We start from the raw sequence: 17,999 nt of genomic DNA, 5'->3' as shown, positions 1-17,999 counted from the left end.
CTTTGGTGCAGAGACGCGCTAAAAATGGGCGCTATAAAATTCTGAATCAGAATCAACTTATTCAACGAATTCTGTAATACAGGCATAAAGCGCGTGATGGTTACATAATCGGCATTGTGATGAGCGAAATGAACCAAAACAATTCGGGTAACGCGATGGAGAAAAACGATGCGTATCGCCTTAAAATCAGCATTGATGCTTGCCACCCGCGTCATACAAATCATTAACCCTGAATTACATCTTCATATGCAAAGAACGGCGCTGATTGCGCTGGAGCTTGCGCTCGCGGCCGGTTTGTCTCGTCAGCAGCAGCAGACCATTTTTTGCGCCGCTCTGCTGCACGATATCGGCGTGCTGGGCGACAAAAGGGTTATCGCTTCACTCAACGCGATAGATAATCTCGACGACCCGCATCAGCATCGGGGAGCCGAAATGCTAGATGGGTTAGCCACCCTGGCCCCCATTCTGCCGATTATCCGCGACCACCATTTTAGCCCGAGCCACAGAGGCAGCCTCGAACAGCATATTGTTTATTTTGCCGACGTCTTTGAGCGCCTGTTATCCAGCGATAAAACTGCCACCACCTATCAAACCGACATTGTCATTGATAAATTTCGTGCGCTATATCAGGAGATCGACCCGCAGCTGTGCCAGACCTTATGCCAGCTCGCCCAAAAGGAGCATTTTTGGCTGCATCTTAACCCCGGGCATATTCAGCGGATGCTGGAGATTATCGGCCCAATTAACGCTATTTACATCGATATCGATGGCCTGAAAGACATCTGTTTATTAATCGCCAAAATTGTAGACACCTACAGCAGCTTTACCGCCAGCCACAGTCTGATGGTCGGGAAAATATCCCGAATGCTGGCAACCTACATAAATCTGCCGGAATTAGAGTGCCAAAAAATCGAAATCGCCGGCTATTTACATGATATTGGCAAAATCTATATCCCGTTGGCGATTCTGGAAAAACAGGGTGAACTGGATGACGAAGAGCTACTTCAGGTTCGTGAGCATAGCTACATGACCGGTAAACTGCTTAGCGCCTTTAGCGAACTTGGCGAGATCATTAACTGGGCTGCCAATCATCATGAAAAACTGGATGGCAGCGGTTATCCTCTCCATCTTAATGAGGATTATCTGCAGCTCCCGGACCGAATTATCGCCATCGCCGATATTTTTACCGCCCTCACCGAAGACCGCCCCTATCGCCACGGAATGAGCCTTCAGCAAGCATTACAGCTGATAGAGGCTGATGTTATAAATGGTGCGTTGGATAAAGACGTGTATCGCGTATTGCACCAGCATGCCAAAGCGCTCCACGCTATTATTACTAACACACTGCACTCTTGAGAGTCGGGCCTGTACGGGTAAACCAAGGGTGCAGTTATAAAAAAATATAATTAATTCATCTGCACGCAAGGATATATCCGGTGAGAATCGCCACCATGACCAACTGGGCCTACGGGATCACCGTCGCCCTGACCCTCGCTTCAGGCATCGCAATGCTGATGGCCTCCAGCGCGGACAATGCCGAACGTCGCGCCGTTGAACAGCGTCAACAGTTCGATCAACTTAGTGAAGAAGTTGAGAACGGAGCCTGGGAGCTTTCAGACCTCGCCCGGCTGTATATCGTCAGAAAAAATCCGGATGTTTTACGGGAGTATCGGCAACAGGCTCAGGCAATAACTGCGATTGAACATCGGCTGGAAAAGCTCAGGGACAATGGCGCGACGCTTGAAGAGCTGGCGCTATTGCGTGATGGTTTGCAGAAAGCCGATGAATTGCAGGATGAACAGCAAACGGCCCTGGCGCATGCCGATCGAGGGGAAGAGAAAGAGGCGGTAAACTTACTGTACGGCGTTCCCTACGAGCAAGAACTTGAGCAGGTGCAGACGCAGCTTGACCATTTTCGCCTGATGCTTGAAAGCCGGGTGAATAAAACCATTTCCGAGGCCACGGAGAAATCGCGCATCTGGCGAACCCTTTCCGAGGTGATGGTGGGGCTGACGGCGCTGATGTTCCTGTTTGTACTGGGTTTTCTTCTCAAACGCCGGGTGTTATATCCTGTCGTGCGCTTGAGCGATGTCGTGCAGCGACTGGCTTCCCAGGACTACGCCGTCGAAACGCCGCAGTTTACCCAGATAGATGAAATTGGCGATATGGCCCAGGCGATTCGTATCTTCCGCGAAAACGGTCTTGCGCGGCAGCGACTTGAGCAAGAGCGCGATGCCGACTGGGCAATTCGGGAACTGCTGGCGCGGATGACTCAGCGGCTACAAGGCTGCGAGTCGTTCGAGGATGTCATTAAGGTTGCTGAGCTGTTCGCGCCGAATATCGCCCCTGAGATCCCCGGCCGACTCTATATCCTCGATACCGATCCCTGGCAGATGCGCTGCGTCGCGCAGTGGCTGTCGCCGCCGGATGAACCTCTTGTTTTCCATCCCGACAACTGCTGGGCCGTTCGGCGCGGGCTGAGCCACCCACCGGTAAATGGCGAACCAGACATTGCCTGCTACCACCTGCCGCAAGCGCAGGCTAACCAATCGCTGTGCGTGCCGCTCATTGCCCAGGGCGAAGCCATTGGCCTGCTTTCATTTCGCAACGTAACCCCTTCCACAGCCCCTTCTCGCGCCTATCTCGAACTGATGGCGGAAGCGCTGGGGCTGGCGTTGGCTAACCAGCGTTTACGTAACGCGCTACTGGAAAAAGCGCTGTTCGATTCGCTCACTGGACTGCGTAACCGCCATCATCTTGACGATGCTCTGCACACGCAGATGAATCTGGCCGTGCGCAACGGTACGCCGCTAAGTTGTCTGATGATCGATATCGATCACTTTAAGGCAATCAATGATAATTACGGCCACGAGGCGGGCGATCTGGTGATTAAAAGCGTCGCCGCGATCATCCAGCGTGCAGTGCGTGATATCGGGATGGCCTTCCGCTACGGCGGCGAAGAGTTCCTCGTGCTGCTGGCCGGAACCAACGAAGAGGCCGCTATGGCCTGTGCTACCGATATTTATAACAGCGTACATCTGCTGACCTTACGCTATGGACTGGCTGAGATGGGTCAGGTTGATGTCTCCATCGGCATCGCCAGCTACCCGCAGCATACCCAAAGCGATAGCCTGTTGCGCGCGGCGGATGCGGCGCTCTACCGGGCAAAAGAGCTGGGGCGTTCAAGGATTGTGAGCTTTGGGATGTTAAAAACGGAGTGAGTGGCGTTCTTAGCCCCCTCTCCTCCCGCTAATGCTGCACAGAGACGCTGTCGAATGGCGCTTACATCGCATTTAATAGCGTCTCTTCCATCAGTTGTCCCAGCAGCGCCCTTGCTCCATGAATGGCATCGTTTCCCGGCCCCTGCGCCAGGGTAATCCCCAGATTCCCCGGCGATGGCAGCATACTTCCCGCCACACGCAAGTTGCCGGGCATTCCGATACGGGTACGCACGGTAATGCCAAGCCCCGCCTGCAAGGCTGCCCAAATACCGCTCAGGCTGTGGCTGACAAACACCACTTGCCAGGCGATGTTGGCACGGTCGAGACAATCAATGGCACGGGAACGCATCAGGCACGGGCTTTCCAGCATCACCAGCGGCAACGGCTTGCCCTGCGCCAGCAGCGTGCCGATGTCCAGTTGTGGGTGCGTTATCCACTCCAGCGGACACTGAGCAATCAATTTGCCGTCACGTTGTGCGCTCTCCGGCTGCCAGAGCAACGCCATATCAAGCGCGTTGTTATTGAGCGCCTCGAGCAGCGCCCGGTTGCGATCAACGCGGGCAATCATTCGCATCCCCGGATGGTGGCGCTTGAACTCGCCAAGTATTCCGGGCATAAGCGATTCGCCAAAATCTTCCTGCATACCAATACGTATTTCACCCTGTAACAGTTCGCCATTCAGGGCCCGCAGCGCTTCATCATTTAGCACCAGCAGACGACGGGCATACCCCATGATTATCTCGCCATGATGGGTCAGCTCCAGGTGGCGACCTTTCTTTACCACCAGTTCGGTGCCGCACTGTTGCTCCAGTTTTTTCAGCTGTGCACTGACCGCCGAGGTTGAACGACAGAGGCGATTTGCTGCCTGCGCAAAGCTGCCGCACTCAATGCCAGTTACAAAACTGCGCAGTGCGTCGAGGTCGAGCGTAAGAGGAAGCTTATTCATTATCGTCCTGAAATACGGGATGGATAGTCGCGGATAATTCAATTTTCAGGATCGAAATATCGCGCCAGAATGACTTCACTGTCAATACGGAGAGAGAACGATGACGAAATCCCTTGATCGTGAAACCCTGGCCCGCGTCGCACCGAAGCTGGCTGAATTGAGCCGGGATGTACTTTTTAATGATATCTGGAAAAGAGAACCGCTTTCCCTACGCGAGCGCAGCTTAGTGACGCTGGGAGCGCTGACCGCACTTGGCCGCGTTCAGCAGTTACCCTGGCATATCCGCTTCGCCCAGCAAAATGGCGTGACCCGTGAAGAAATCGTTGAGGTTTTCACCCATCTGGCATTCTACGCGGGCTGGCCTGCAGCGGTTTCCGCCTTTGAATGCCTGGAAGAGGATTAACGAGATGCCTTTCACTCGTATCACTCTGAATCAGGGTTATAGCGACGCGCAAATAACGCAGATTTCCGACATTCTGCAACAAAGCCTTGAGAGAGAATTTGCCGTTCCACCTCATGATCGCTTTCAGGTTTTCGAAAGGCTACCTGCGAACCTGCATGTGTTCGACCGCCAATATAAAAGCGGTGGCCGCAGCGACAATTTCATTCAGTTCCATATCACGGCAGGTAAACCTCGCGCATTCGAGCAGAAGAAAAACCTCTGCCGCACGCTATGTGAGCAGCTGCATACGGCGCTGGGTATTAATCCGGATGATGTCATGGTGATCATTCAGTTCAATACCGCCGATGAGTGGAGTTTCAGCAATGGACTGATGCTCTCTGAAGAGGGGTTATGATTGTAACGCGCCAGGGATATCAGTCGCTGGCAGTTTTTGCGCGCCGAATGCAGGTCAGGTTGAGCTTCTGCTCACTGCTCAAGTGCAATAATTGCCAACTCAGCGACTTTTAATGTTGTCGATACATCGCCGTTACTTTCGAGGGACCATGCTGCTGATAGCCCGCACCATGAAATGATCCATTTGAGAAGGCGCTCTCTGTCCAGGCCCGCCGTCTCGGTAACGATACTTAGTCGTTGTTTAAATATCTCCGGAACCGTCGCTACACACGGCACTGGATTATCAAGATCCGGGTTAGTGAAAATATTGGCAAAGTCGAACCCTCGTTCACCTATGAGCCCTTTTGGATCGATCGCCAACCAGCCAGACGTCTCAAAATCGAGCACATTACCGTGGTGTAAGTCACCATGTAACACAACGATATCGCGTGGAGACGAAAGCAATTCTTCTGAGGTCTCCGCACAAATTGTCAGGGTGCCACCATATTTCAGAGCTGCTGGTTTTAGTGCAGAAAACCACTCATGCAGAGTTGTTAACCGGGGAAATGGTCTCGTGGAGGGGCGATGAAGCCTGTTAGCCGTGGCACACAAAATGCGACAGGCTTCATTATCCTGACCTTTTCTCGACATCGTTGCCAGTGACGCAGAGCCTGTCGCCCGGGCGAGTAGAATTGCTTCGTTTTCATGCGCAATAACCTTTGCTGCACCGTTACCTTCCCACCATGTCATGAGTGCATTCCCGGTTTGCTCATCCGCATCATCAGTCACTTTCAGCATGGCCTTAATACCATGTGCTGCTGTTTTAACCGGGAGTAGCTTTGAGGTATGCGTGATAAATGGGTTGCCGTCCGCGATGAGATCCCAACGATTCAACCAGAAACTTAACTTGTCTGTATCCATCACGCTTCCTTTAAAATTCTTATTGTCATTTTCTAGCCCCTCACTGCGCCGTCCAGACACATTCAGGCCCTCATCTCAGCGAGCGCCTGCATTAGCTGCAATCTGCTGCGTAATACCTTGTCAGGGGATAATACACGCGGATCTCAATTGCGCGAACAGGCTGAAAAACATGTCGTCGGTTGCCTGCATGCGAGTAAAGCCTGCCCGACGCAATTTGCTACCGTCACCAAACATGTCGTAATTCCAGCTAAACACAAAATCGGCAAACTTCCCGTCGTTTAGCTGCAAGATGTCCGCTTCCACCAGCCTGCTCCCGGCAAGTTCGCGCCATTGTGCGCGATAGTCCTTAAATAACTGGTGAAATGACAGTCTGACCGGCGGGGCGCATTCCAGCTCAAACCAGCGCGCGATATGCGGCCACAACTCGCTCCAACGCCAGACGTCACCGTTATTCACGTTAAATGCCTGATTCTCTGCCATCGGCGAGGTTGCTGCCCACAGCGTCGCCTCCGCCAACAATCCGGCATCTGTATGATCAACGATGCTGTGCCAGGTTTGTTCCGATCCGGGAAAGCGCAAAGGTAAATTCTGCGCCTTACACAAAGACGCATACAGAGCGATGCTCAAAGCGAGGTTCATAACATTACCGGGCACTGCGCTACCCACCACGCCCGGCCTGATGGCATTCCAGTGCCACGTTTTTCCATGCTGAAAATCGCTAAGCCATGCGAGTTGAGCAGCATTAAATTCCGCGCCGGGTACGCCAGGATCGCTTTCGCGCGCTGGGGTTTTGAATGGCCCAAGATGCGCGCCGTAGACTTTGTAGCCCTGCATCAGGCTTACGGTCTGTAGCGGGGCCGTTTTCTCAATGTTACTCACCAGGTTGCGCAGCATGGTGACATTCGGTTCAACCATTTCTGTCCAGTTCGCAGCGTTCATCCAGGCGCTGTAAAAAATATGGGTGATACCGCAGAGGGATTGCAGTCTCTGGGCGCTATGCTGTGCATCCAATAAGTCGACGTTGATTATCGGAATGCCATCAGGGTGGGATGACGCCTGGCGGCTCAAGCCGATAACCTCCCACTTATTGTGCAGGAGCGTTTTGACAAGTTGCCTACCCACAATCCCGCTGGCGCCGGCAACCAGCGCGACCTTTTGTTGCTGCATCTTATTCATGGTGCTTCTCCAGAGAAGGTGACAGATACAGTGTGATATATTATTTTTTTCACACATATCCCATGAAACTGATGACACTTATAAGAAAAATCATTAAATGAACAATAAGCTCAATGCGATTGCCACCTTCTTGCGCGTGGCTGAAGCAGGCTCCTTTTCTGCGGCCGCCCGTCAGAGCGGTATCAAACAATCGGCGGTCAGCCAGCAGATTGCCGCGCTTGAGGAGGAGCTCGGCGTGGTATTACTGCATCGAACAACGCGAGTAATGGCGCTGACTGAACAGGGAGAAATCTATCGACGTGATATGCAGCTTTTGTTGGAGGCCATGCGGGAAGCCGAGAGGCGACTGAACCCCGACCATCTATGGCAAGGCAAGGTACATATGCAGTTGCCGAGCGGTCTGGGCCAGATCTTTTTGCCACATCTGCTGGCGCTTCAGACCACGAATCCAGAGCTGCATCTTACGCTTTCACTTGATGACCGCGTTGCTGACCTTGTGACTGAAGGGGTTGATGTCGCGCTGCGCCTCAGCAGTGAGCCCCCGCAGACACACGCAGCGCGCGTGCTGGCGCGCATTGAAACGGCGCTTTTTGCTGCCCCCGGCTTTAAACCCGTGGATGCTGTGAGCAAGTTGACTGGACTTCCTTATGTACGGTTCAGCGGCATTGCACAGGAAGCACCGCTACGCTTAATCTCTGCTGATGAGACTATCGATGTGAAGGTCAATACCGTTTTCCGAGCCAACACCAGTGAAGCGCTGTTACAGGCACTGGAGTCAGGCATCGGTATCGGCGGCATGCAGCGACCGCTCGCGGCCAGGGCGTTACGATCGGGTACGTTGGTTCCTGTATTACCCGCCTGGCGGTTACCTGACCGTTTCCTCTATGCCGTCTATCCCGATGCCCGCTTTATCCCCCAGAGAGTCAGAAGCATTATTAGTGCGATCGAACAATTACTGCCTGAGATAACCGGGAATATCTGAAACATTTATCATGCGGCTACCGCTGTGAAAGAAAACTCTGTGAATATTCAGGGAGCGGAAAAAGGAGAAAACAGATCAAACTGGTAAACCGCAACCATCGCTGAGATATTCAATATCACGCTGATGATAAAGTAGGTTTTAAATGGCTGCTTTTGCGTTTTATGGCGAAAGAGTTGTTGACCCACTATCGCGCCAGGCCACCCTCCCACAACCCCAAATACCAGCAAGGTGAGTTCCGGCACTCTGCGCCAGGCCTTGCGTGCCGCCATTTTATCCACGCCGTAAACAACCAGCGTCAGGATGTTGACGAGCAGAAGCCATATGGCACAGGAATGCGGGGTGAATAGGCTTCCAACCGCCGCGATGACCAGGAGTAAATAACAGAAGCGATTGAGATTCATATCGGTAGCCACGGCAGTTATCAGAAAGTCCTGGAATCGAATTATACTCAATATAGATCGCTAAAAGAAACTTCTGCTATGAATCAGAAATAGAGGGCTATTGAGAAAATTTCACGGTCCTCAAGGGCTTGGTGACAGTATAGCTTTGTCTGTTATGAGCAAAGAAAGTACATTATTCATGAAAAGATACTTCTGGGAACCAGACTCAGAAATTCGGCCTCCCCTTTAAGAACATATTTTTAGCAACTGACCAACTAAACCTGCCACACTATGCTGTAACTCAATTAGGATTATCGCAAATCGCTATCCCCTTCAGGATTTTTGTCATTACCGATGAACAGTCTCAATTATTGCCTGTTTAATCATTTTTTGCTTTGCTCACTCTTGATAGGATTGGCTTGATTTTTTACTTATGGGAATAGGTATATGAAAAAAATAGTTTTGGCACTCGCCGTTATTGGTCTTACCGGATGCGCAAGACCATATGGCCCGGCAGAAAAAATACTAAACCAGGAAGTCGTAAAGCCGAATAGCGCTCATCCGCAAACAAAAGTGACAATAACAAGAAATAAACAATTTATTGCCAGCGCTAGCGGCGGTACATGTAAGTTTTTAATCTCTATTGATGGTAAAGATGTCGCGCTCTTGCGCCAAAACCAGTTCGTGAGCGCATATCTTAATAATGGGCCGCATAAATTAAAAGTGAGTAATGAGTGCACTACGCTGAGTATGGGAATGCGTAAAACACTGGATATTGTTGCCGATGGAACGCCTCAGGAGTATGTAACAGAGCAGGGAGCATGGGGACAATATCGAATGTGGCAAACTAAATAGCAAGAAACTGACGTGAAGGCCGCAGGTTGCTCAGCCTTTTTATTACTGATACAAAACGGGAGCCCATCGGCTCCCGTTCTTATTTAACCCAAATTCTGGATTACATATTCGCGATAATTGCGTCGCCAAACTCTGAACATTTCAGCAGCTTAGCGCCTTCCATCAGACGTTCAAAGTCATAGGTCACAGTCTTGGCAGCGATTGCGCCTTCAGTACCCTTAACGATTAAGTCTGCGGCTTCGAACCACTGCATGTGGCGCAGCATCATCTCAGCGGACAGAATAATTGAACCTGGGTTCACTTTATCCTGGCCTGCATATTTCGGTGCAGTACCGTGGGTCGCTTCGAACAGTGCACACTCGTCGCCGATGTTCGCGCCCGGAGCGATACCGATACCGCCAACCTGCGCCGCCAGGGCGTCAGAGATGTAGTCACCGTTCAGGTTCATACACGCGATAACGTCGTATTCCGCCGGACGCAGCAGGATCTGCTGCAGGAAGGCGTCGGCGATCACGTCTTTAACTACGATCTCTTTCCCGGTGTTCGGGTTTTTGATCTTCAGCCACGGGCCGCCGTCAATCAGTTCACCGCCGAACTCTTCGCGTGCCAGCTGGTAGCCCCAGTCTTTAAACGCGCCTTCGGTGAATTTCATGATGTTGCCCTTGTGCACCAGGGTCAGCGAGTCGCGATCGTTAGTGATAGCGTATTCGAGAGCAGCGCGAACCAGGCGTTTGGTGCCTTCTTCAGAGCATGGCTTGATACCAATACCGCAATGTTCCGGGAAGCGAATTTTCTTCACGCCCATTTCATCACGCAGGAATTTGATCACTTTATCGGCTTCTGCTGAGTCAGCTTTCCACTCGATACCTGCATAGATGTCTTCTGAGTTTTCGCGGAAGATAACCATGTCGGTCAGTTCAGGATGTTTAACCGGGCTCGGCGTACCCTGGTAGTAACGTACCGGGCGCAGGCAAACGTAGAGGTCCAGTTCCTGACGCAAAGCAACGTTCAGAGAACGAATACCGCCGCCAACTGGCGTGGTCAGAGGGCCTTTGATAGCAACACGATAATCACGAATCAGATCAAGAGTTTCGGCAGGCAGCCAGACATCCTGGCCATAAACCTGGGTCGATTTTTCGCCGGTGTAAACTTCCATCCAGGAAATTTTACGCTCGCCCTTATAGGCTTTCTCAACGGCAGCATCAACCACTTTCAGCATTGCTGGGGTTACGTCAACACCGATACCATCGCCTTCGATGAACGGGATTATCGGGTTATGAGGGACGTTCAGTTTGCCGTTTTGCAGGGTGATTTTTTGACCTTCCGCCGGAACTACTACTTTGCTTTCCATTAACCTCTCCTTCGAGCGCTTCTGGTTCTGCTCTTCCCTCTTCACGCTAGCCGGGCGTTGGCTTTAATCGCCCACTCCCGTCATCGGAATATCCCGCTAACCGGAGATTTCGCGTCCGTGTCGCCTTCCTGTAATGCGAATCGGTTTGAGCAACCTTTTTGTTAATAAGTTGTAATGAGCATGTCAATACTACCTGAATGTTTGCGTCCATGAAAGGCATTCGTAATTAGGCTATAATGCGGCAATTGATAGAGTCTGAAAATACCATGCAAAAAACTTCATTTAGAAAACATCGCGTTGAGCGATTCAGCAAGCAACAAGTCACCAGACAACGTAAAGAACACCAACCAAAAACTGTGATCTTGTTCAATAAACCATATGATGTGTTGCCACAATTTACTGATGAATCCGGGCGCAGCACGCTAAAAGATTTTATTCCGGTTGCTGGAGTCTATGCTGCTGGTCGGCTGGACCGGGATAGCGAAGGCCTGCTGGTACTGACCAACGACGGCGCGCTACAGGCGGCGCTGACTCAGCCAGGCAAACGCACCGGCAAGATATATTATGTTCAGATTGAAGGTGAGCCGACGCAGGAGGCACTGGTCGCCCTGCGAGACGGAGTCACATTAAATGATGGCCCGACCCTGCCCGCCGGCGTTGAGCTGGTTGCGGAACCCGCGTGGCTATGGCCGCGAAATCCGCCAATCCGCGAGCGCAAGTCGATCCCCACCAGCTGGCTAAAAATCACGCTTTATGAGGGGCGCAACCGTCAGGTTCGCAGAATGACCGCACACGTCGGCTATCCCACGCTGCGCTTGATTCGTTACGCGATGGGCGGTTATACGCTGGATGGGCTGACCAACGGCGAATGGCGAAAGGTCGAATAATTCAATCCAAAGCAGCATAAGATCATTTCAGGGAAGAAAAAATATGCGTTTAGCCCTTCTTGGTACATTGAGTCTCTGCTGCATCTCACCACTTTGTTTTGCAGAGGATAATTGCGACGCCCTTGCCGGTCTCGCCGCCGGAGAGGCCAATTACCTCTATGATTCAGCCCAAGTAAAAACCGGGGGGCGACTGCATTTCTACTCAGCTCCCGCAGCCAAATGTTCGCTCCCGGCGTTTCTGATTGCTGGCGACAACGTCGAGATACTCCGCAGTATTGCGCTGGGTGACTCTGCAGATCAGCAGTATCGATACGTACGTTTTCGCGATGCCAAAGGACAATTCGCCACCGGCTGGGTAAATGCTGCCGGATTGGCACCGGAGAATAATCCCCTACCCGTCAGCAGCCAGTGTCAGATATGGGCAAATAAAGCGATGCGACAGCGCGAAAGTCTCGCTCCGGCTCAGGATAACCACTATCAAATACAAGGCTCCGGCCGGGCGTGGTTCTACTCCGAGCCGAACGAACAGTGTCGCAGCAGCAGCGTTTTCCTCCTGCCCGGGGATACTGTTTCCGTCCAGGAACAATCCAACGATGATTTTATCGAGGCCGTTTATTACACCGCCGATCACCATATCGTGCGCGGCTGGTTGAAAAAATCCCGGCTCACGCCCCTAAACCGTGGCGATAGCTACCGTGAGGATATCAATCCCTTATCAACGGACAAAGCATCGCGCCTGGTAACGCTTAATTTACGTCACGACTATAGCTGTATATTTTATGAAAGCTGGAATGCGGAAAAAGAGATTCAAATGATGGTGCGTGAAGATCACCAGTCCCCGCAGTGTCGCGGCGCAGGCGACCCGGAAACATCGCCTGTTATCGCTTACATTAGCCTTAATAAACTCAGCGGCGAAATTCGCTGGCCGGATGTCGCAGAAGGGTTCGAACCATAATAAGGACGCAATATGTTTAAACCGCACGTCACCGTCGCCTGCGTAGTTCACGCGAAAGGCAAATTTTTGGTTGTTGAAGAAACGATCAATGGCAAAGCGTTATGGAACCAGCCTGCGGGGCATCTGGAGGCCGATGAAACGCTGGTGCAGGCCGCAGAACGCGAACTGTGGGAAGAGACCGGCATCCGCGCGACACCACAGCATTTTATCCGCATGCATCAGTGGATAGCCCCGGATCGCACGCCGTTTTTGCGTTTTTTGTTCGCCATTGAGCTTAACGATACGTGCGCCACTGAACCTCATGACAGCGATATTGACCGCTGCCTGTGGCTTAGTGCTGAGGAAATCCTTAACGCGGCAAACCTGCGTTCTCAATTAGTTGCCGAGAGCATCCGCAGCTATCAGCAAGATCCACGTTACCCTCTGTCGTTAATTGGCGAATTTAACTGGCCGTTCACAGGGGGTGCCTGAACGGGAGACGCGTGCTAGAATACGCCGCCTCGAAGTTCAATGTAGTGAGTATTCCAATGTCAGAAAGCCAGAAAAAAGTGATCGTCGGCATGTCCGGCGGGGTTGATTCCTCAGTTTCCGCTTACCTGCTTCTCCAGCAAGGTTATAAGGTGGAAGGCCTGTTCATGAAGAATTGGGAAGAAGACGACGGCGAGGAATATTGCACCGCAGCAGCAGATCTGGCGGACGCGCAAGCCGTCTGCGATAAGCTCGGCATTGAGCTTCACACCGTTAACTTTGCCGCAGAATATTGGGACAACGTGTTCGAACTGTTCCTTGAAGAATATAAGGCCGGACGCACGCCGAACCCGGATATTCTGTGTAACAAAGAAATTAAATTTAAAGCCTTCCTCGAATTTGCCGCTGAAGACCTCGGTGCTGACTACATCGCCACCGGTCACTACGTGCGCCGCGCCGATGTCAACGGTAAGAGTCAGCTGCTGCGCGGCCTCGACGGCAATAAAGACCAGAGCTACTTCCTTTATACTCTGGGTCACGAGCAGATCGCGCAAAGCCTGTTCCCGGTGGGTGAGCTGGAAAAACCGCAGGTGCGCAAAATCGCTGAAGAGCTGGATTTAATCACCGCGAAGAAAAAAGACTCCACCGGCATCTGCTTTATCGGCGAACGTAAATTCCGCGAGTTCCTTGGCCGCTACCTGCCTGCTCAGCCGGGCAAAATCATCACCGTTGACGGTGATGAAGTCGGCGAGCATCAGGGTTTGATGTACCACACGCTTGGGCAACGTAAAGGCCTGGGTATTGGCGGCATCAAAGACGGTGGCGAAGACCCGTGGTACGTGGTCGATAAAGATGTTGAGAATAATATTCTTATCGTGGCCCAGGGCCACGAGCATCCGCGTCTGATGTCAGTTGGCCTGATTGCCCAACAGCTGCACTGGGTCGACCGCGAGCCGGTAACGGGCACCCTGCGCTGCACGGTAAAAACCCGCTATCGCCAGACCGATATCCCCTGCACCGTGAAGGCGCTGGATGACGAACGTATCGAAGTTATCTTTGACGAACCGGTCGCGGCCGTTACGCCTGGCCAGTCAGCGGTCTTCTACAGCGGCGAAATCTGCCTCGGCGGCGGTATTATTGAACAGCGCTTGCCGCTGCAGGCCTGACAGACGTTTTTGCCGCTGAATGTACCAATCGGGCATCCGGCGGTTTACAAGGAGAATGTGTGGCGAAGAATTATTATGACATTACGCTGGCGCTGGCCGGAGTTTGCCAGGCCGCGCGTCTGGTTCAGGAACTGGCGCACCAGGGGCATTGCGATGGCGATGCCCTGCATGTGTCGCTGAACAGCATCATCGACCTCGACCCGGATTCGACTCTGGCGGTGTTCGGTGGCAGTGAAGCCAATCTTCGCCTCGGGCTGGAAACCCTCATCGGCGTGCTGAACACCAGCAGCCGTCAGGGACTGAATGCCGAACTCACCCGCTATACTTTAAGCCTGATGGTGCTGGAGCGTAAGCTTGCTGCCAGCAAAGGGGCGATGAATACCCTCGGTGACCGCATTGGCGGCCTGCGCCGTCAGCTGGAACATTTCGATCTGCAATCTGAAACCCTGCTCAGCGCGATGGCGGGCATCTACGTTGATGTGATTAGCCCGCTGGGCCCGCGGATTCAGGTAACCGGCTCCCCTGCCGTGCTACAAAGCCCACAGGTACAGGCCAAAGTTCGCTCCACCCTGCTGGCGGGCATTCGCGCCGCCGTGCTCTGGCACCAGGTAGGCGGCGGACGGCTGCAGCTAATGTTTTCTCGTAATCGTCTGGTTAACCAGGCAAAACAAATTCTTGCTCATTTAACCCCGGAGTTATGATCTATGGAATTATCCTCACTGACCGCCGTTTCCCCAGTCGACGGACGCTACGGCGATAAAGTCAGCGCGCTGCGCGGCATCTTCAGCGAATTCGGTTTGCTGAAATTCCGTGTTCAGGTAGAAGTTCGTTGGCTGCAAAAACTGGCCACGCACGCAGCGATCAAGGAAGTTCCTGCTTTTGCTGCCGACGCAATCGGTTACCTTGATAAAATTGTCGCCGATTTCAGCGTAGAAGATGCAGAGCGCATCAAAACTATCGAGCGCACCACCAACCACGACGTTAAAGCGGTTGAGTATTTCCTCAAGGAAAAGGTTGCTGATGTGGCCGAGCTGCACGCAGTCTCCGAGTTTATCCACTTCGCCTGCACCTCTGAGGACATCAACAATCTGTCCCACGCGCTGATGCTGAAAACCGCGCGCGACGAAGTGATCCTGCCCTACTGGCGTAAGCTTATCGACGCGGTTAAAGACCTCGCGGTACAGTATCGCGATATCCCGCTGCTCTCCCGTACCCACGGTCAGCCGGCCACGCCGTCCACCATGGGTAAAGAGATGGCGAACGTCGCTTACCGTATGGAACGCCAGTATCGTCAGCTAAACCAGGTTGAAATCCTAGGTAAAATCAACGGCGCGGTCGGTAACTACAACGCCCACATTGTCGCCTACCCCGAAGTGGACTGGCACCAGTTCAGCGAAGAGTTTGTGACCTCGTTGGGCATCCAGTGGAACCCGTATACCACCCAGATTGAGCCACATGACTACATCGCCGAGCTGTTCGACTGCATGGCACGCTTCAACACCATCCTGATCGATTTCGATCGCGACGTGTGGGGCTATATCGCACTCAACCATTTCAAGCAGAAAACCATTGCTGGCGAAATCGGCTCTTCAACCATGCCGCATAAAGTGAACCCGATTGACTTCGAGAACTCCGAAGGCAACCTCGGTCTGGCTAATGCGATGATGCAGCACCTGGCGAGCAAGCTACCGGTTTCCCGCTGGCAGCGCGACCTGACCGACTCCACCGTGTTGCGTAACCTCGGCGTGGGTATCGGCTACGCGCTGATCGCCTATCAGTCCACCCTAAAAGGCGTGAGCAAGCTGGAGCTGAATCAGGACCGCCTTCTGGACGAGCTGGACCACAACTGGGAAGTTCTGGCCGAACCGATTCAGACCGTGATGCGTCGCTACGGCATCGAGAAGCCGTACGAGAAGCTGAAAGAACTGACCCGCGGCAAGCGCGTTGACGCTGAAGGCATGCAGCAGTTCATCGACAGCCTGGCGCTGCCGGAAGATGAGAAAGTTCGCCTGAAGGCGATGACTCCAGCCAACTATATTGGCCGCGCGACCACCATGGTTGACGAGCTGAAATAAGCCCTCCGCCCCTCTTTCCGCACAGGAAAGAGGGGGATTTTCGCCCCGTCATTTGCCTGCCATCTGGCCCCGGGTTGCAAACCAGAATACCAGCGCCAACAGGCTGACCAACGCCCCCAGCAGGCAAACGCCCTGCCATCCTCCGTTTGCATACACCGCTGTTGTACTTATAGCCCCCAGACCGCTGCCAACGGCATAAAACAGCATATAGAGCCCGACCAGCCTGCTGTGCGCCTCGGGACGAGTGCGGAAAATCATACTCTGGTTAGTGACATGCAGCGCCTGGCCCCCGAGATCCAACAGCACAATGCCCATTAGCAACGCCGCTGGTGACCACACCATCAGCGATAACGGCCACCAGGCGAGGAGCAGAATCACCAAAGCCGCGGCGCTGGTACGCTGGCCATATCCCCTGTCGGCCCATTTCCCGGCACGGCCCGCCGCCAGCGCCCCAATAACCCCCACCAGGCCTAACGCGCCAATCTCGGTGTGGGAAAAGCTAAAAGGCGGTGCGCTTAGTGGTAGCACCAACGCACACCAAAAAATATTAAACGCAGCGAACATCAGCAACGCCAGCACACCGCGAATCTGAAGCACTCTTTCCTCGCGCAGCAGCGTCAACATTGATGTCAGCAGTTGCGGGTAGCTCAGGGTATTTGGCACCGCCGTTAATACTGGCAGCCGACGCCATAACGGCAGCGCGATGCTCAGCATCAGCAAAGCGGCAAAGATGTAAACTCCGCGCCAGCCGAGCAGATCGCTGATGCCTCCGGAAAATACCCGCGCCAGCAGCAGTCCGATAAACACTCCGCTTTGCGCGGCACCGACAACGCGCCCCTGCTCATGGGGCAAAGCGGCGCTGGCTGCGTAGGCAATTAATCCCTGAGTCATCGCGGTCCCCAAAAGGCCAACGGCAAACATGCTGACCAACAACATCAGGGCAGAAGATGCCATGCTTACCACAGCGAGCGCGGCAATCAGTAGTATCAATTGTATCGCCATCAGGCGGCGGCGATCCACCCGGTCACCAAGCGGCACCAGCAATAACAACGCCAGCGCGCAGCCAATCTGGGTCGCCGTAATCACGCCCCCGACGGCAGCATGGCTAATAGCAAAATTCCGTGCTAACGCGTCGAGCAACGGTTGCGCGTAATACACATTTGCCACACTCAAGCCGCTGGCGATGGCAAATAACCAGACCAGACTGCGTGGCATCACTGCAACCGGGTCCATTAATGATGGCGAGACCAATGACGCTTTCATGATTCCAACCTTACCATTCTGGTTTCAAAACAAAACCAGTTGAAGGCTAGATGATGTAGTTTTAAAATGCAACCAAATTAACCAAATATCAGGAGAGCGAATGTCGTCGCGTGAAAAGTTGAGAAATGAGACCTGCCCCGTGGCGCGCAGTGTGGATATTATCGGTGACCGCTGGTCGTTGATGATTGTTCGCGACGCCTTTGATGGCATGCGCCGCTTCAGCGATTTCCAGCGCAGCCTCGGAATGGCCCGTAATATTCTCTCCGATCGTCTGCACAAGCTGATGGATGCCGGTATTCTGACCACTCAGGCTGCTTCAGATGGTACGGCCTATCAAGAATACGTACTGACGGAAAAAGGAGAGCGCCTGTTCCCCATCGTCGTCGCGTTACGCCAGTGGGGAGAACAATATCTCTTCGCCGACAGCGAGCGTCATTCAGTACTGATCGATAAACGGACGCAGCACACGCTCCCTCTGATGATGCCGGTCGCCCAGGATGGAATGCCGCTAACGCCTCATGAAACAGAGGTGCAAAAAATTAAATAAAACTCGTTATTTAACAGCTGTTTATATTAAA

At 53.0% G+C, this 17,999-nt stretch carries 19 protein-coding genes; 13 read left to right on the top strand and 6 right to left on the bottom strand.

Going from position 1 to position 17,999, the window contains the following annotated elements; all coding sequences use genetic code 11:
• The first annotated feature begins 168 nt into the window (after positions 1-168).
• Both HV127_RS19225 and HV127_RS19220 read left to right on the top strand, forming a co-directional pair.
• Entirely contained in the window at positions 169-1,356 is a 1,188-nt protein-coding gene (locus tag HV127_RS19225; RefSeq protein WP_182237983.1) for an HD domain-containing phosphohydrolase, read from the top strand.
• Between the two features lie 80 nt (positions 1,357-1,436).
• Complete coding sequence (locus tag HV127_RS19220) at positions 1,437-3,221, top strand: diguanylate cyclase (protein WP_182237981.1); 1,785 nt, start codon at positions 1,437-1,439, stop codon at positions 3,219-3,221.
• Positions 3,222-3,282: 61 nt separating this feature from the next.
• Here the strand turns inward: HV127_RS19220 and HV127_RS19215 are convergent, their stop codons facing one another.
• Entirely contained in the window at positions 3,283-4,167 is an 885-nt protein-coding gene (locus tag HV127_RS19215) for a LysR substrate-binding domain-containing protein (RefSeq protein ID WP_110273615.1), read from the bottom strand.
• A gap of 100 nt (positions 4,168-4,267) precedes the next feature.
• Here HV127_RS19215 and HV127_RS19210 point away from each other — a divergent pair, with 100 nt between their 5' ends.
• Both HV127_RS19210 and HV127_RS19205 read left to right on the top strand, forming a co-directional pair.
• Positions 4,268-4,570, top strand: coding sequence for a carboxymuconolactone decarboxylase family protein (locus tag HV127_RS19210; protein ID WP_182237979.1), 303 nt, complete (start codon positions 4,268-4,270; stop codon positions 4,568-4,570).
• Positions 4,571-4,574: 4 nt separating this feature from the next.
• Positions 4,575-4,964: a tautomerase family protein gene (locus HV127_RS19205; RefSeq protein WP_110273617.1), complete on the top strand. Its 390-nt coding sequence runs from the start codon at positions 4,575-4,577 to the stop codon at positions 4,962-4,964.
• Between the two features lie 71 nt (positions 4,965-5,035).
• Here HV127_RS19205 and HV127_RS19200 read toward each other — a convergent pair whose 3' ends face one another.
• Both HV127_RS19200 and HV127_RS19195 read right to left on the bottom strand, forming a co-directional pair.
• A complete protein-coding gene (locus HV127_RS19200) occupies positions 5,036-5,863 on the bottom strand; it encodes an aminoglycoside phosphotransferase family protein (RefSeq protein ID WP_182237977.1) in 828 nt (275 codons plus the stop codon).
• Between the two features lie 120 nt (positions 5,864-5,983).
• Entirely contained in the window at positions 5,984-7,039 is a 1,056-nt protein-coding gene (locus HV127_RS19195) for an SDR family oxidoreductase (protein ID WP_110273619.1), read from the bottom strand.
• 97 nt (positions 7,040-7,136) lie between these two features.
• On the opposite strand from HV127_RS19195, the gene HV127_RS19190 reads away from it, so the two are divergent.
• On the top strand, positions 7,137-8,021 hold the full coding sequence (locus tag HV127_RS19190) for a LysR family transcriptional regulator (RefSeq protein ID WP_182237975.1): 885 nt from the start codon (positions 7,137-7,139) through the stop codon (positions 8,019-8,021).
• A 47-nt stretch (positions 8,022-8,068) separates the two neighbouring features.
• On the opposite strand, the gene HV127_RS19185 is transcribed toward HV127_RS19190, so the two are convergent.
• Entirely contained in the window at positions 8,069-8,422 is a 354-nt protein-coding gene (locus HV127_RS19185) for a DUF1294 domain-containing protein (protein WP_182237973.1), read from the bottom strand.
• 426 nt (positions 8,423-8,848) lie between these two features.
• Between HV127_RS19185 and HV127_RS19180 the strand changes: the two genes are divergently transcribed.
• Complete coding sequence (locus HV127_RS19180; protein ID WP_182237971.1) at positions 8,849-9,256, top strand: hypothetical protein; 408 nt, start codon at positions 8,849-8,851, stop codon at positions 9,254-9,256.
• A gap of 100 nt (positions 9,257-9,356) precedes the next feature.
• Here the strand turns inward: HV127_RS19180 and icd are convergent, their stop codons facing one another.
• Positions 9,357-10,607: an NADP-dependent isocitrate dehydrogenase gene (icd, locus tag HV127_RS19175; protein WP_110273623.1), complete on the bottom strand. Its 1,251-nt coding sequence runs from the start codon at positions 10,605-10,607 to the stop codon at positions 9,357-9,359.
• Positions 10,608-10,843: 236 nt separating this feature from the next.
• Between icd and rluE the strand changes: the two genes are divergently transcribed.
• Genes rluE through purB form a run of 6 tightly spaced genes read left to right on the top strand, consistent with a single transcriptional unit; the run spans position 10,844 to position 16,158 of the window.
• Complete coding sequence (gene rluE, locus HV127_RS19170; protein ID WP_182237969.1) at positions 10,844-11,494, top strand: 23S rRNA pseudouridine(2457) synthase RluE; 651 nt, start codon at positions 10,844-10,846, stop codon at positions 11,492-11,494.
• Positions 11,495-11,537: 43 nt separating this feature from the next.
• Positions 11,538-12,449, top strand: a complete 912-nt coding sequence (locus HV127_RS19165) for a hypothetical protein (protein ID WP_182237967.1) — start codon at positions 11,538-11,540, stop codon at positions 12,447-12,449.
• A 12-nt stretch (positions 12,450-12,461) separates the two neighbouring features.
• Entirely contained in the window at positions 12,462-12,920 is a 459-nt protein-coding gene (locus tag HV127_RS19160; protein WP_110273626.1) for an NUDIX hydrolase, read from the top strand.
• 56 nt (positions 12,921-12,976) lie between these two features.
• Positions 12,977-14,083, top strand: coding sequence for a tRNA 2-thiouridine(34) synthase MnmA (gene mnmA / locus HV127_RS19155; RefSeq protein WP_142515103.1), 1,107 nt, complete (start codon positions 12,977-12,979; stop codon positions 14,081-14,083).
• A gap of 59 nt (positions 14,084-14,142) precedes the next feature.
• Positions 14,143-14,784: a high frequency lysogenization protein HflD gene (gene hflD / locus HV127_RS19150; protein WP_110273628.1), complete on the top strand. Its 642-nt coding sequence runs from the start codon at positions 14,143-14,145 to the stop codon at positions 14,782-14,784.
• A gap of 3 nt (positions 14,785-14,787) precedes the next feature.
• Entirely contained in the window at positions 14,788-16,158 is a 1,371-nt protein-coding gene (purB, locus tag HV127_RS19145) for an adenylosuccinate lyase (protein ID WP_182237965.1), read from the top strand.
• Between the two features lie 48 nt (positions 16,159-16,206).
• On the opposite strand, the gene HV127_RS19140 is transcribed toward purB, so the two are convergent.
• Entirely contained in the window at positions 16,207-17,421 is a 1,215-nt protein-coding gene (locus tag HV127_RS19140; RefSeq protein ID WP_182237963.1) for an MFS transporter, read from the bottom strand.
• A 100-nt stretch (positions 17,422-17,521) separates the two neighbouring features.
• On the opposite strand from HV127_RS19140, the gene HV127_RS19135 reads away from it, so the two are divergent.
• A complete protein-coding gene (locus tag HV127_RS19135) occupies positions 17,522-17,968 on the top strand; it encodes a helix-turn-helix domain-containing protein (protein WP_182237961.1) in 447 nt (148 codons plus the stop codon).
• Positions 17,969-17,999: the final 31 nt, after the last annotated feature.

Origin of the sequence: Klebsiella sp. RHBSTW-00215, assembly GCF_014103785.1 — a bacterium.
Classification (GTDB): Bacteria; Pseudomonadota; Gammaproteobacteria; order Enterobacterales; family Enterobacteriaceae; genus Klebsiella.
This window is presented reverse-complemented; position numbering and strand designations above follow the sequence as displayed.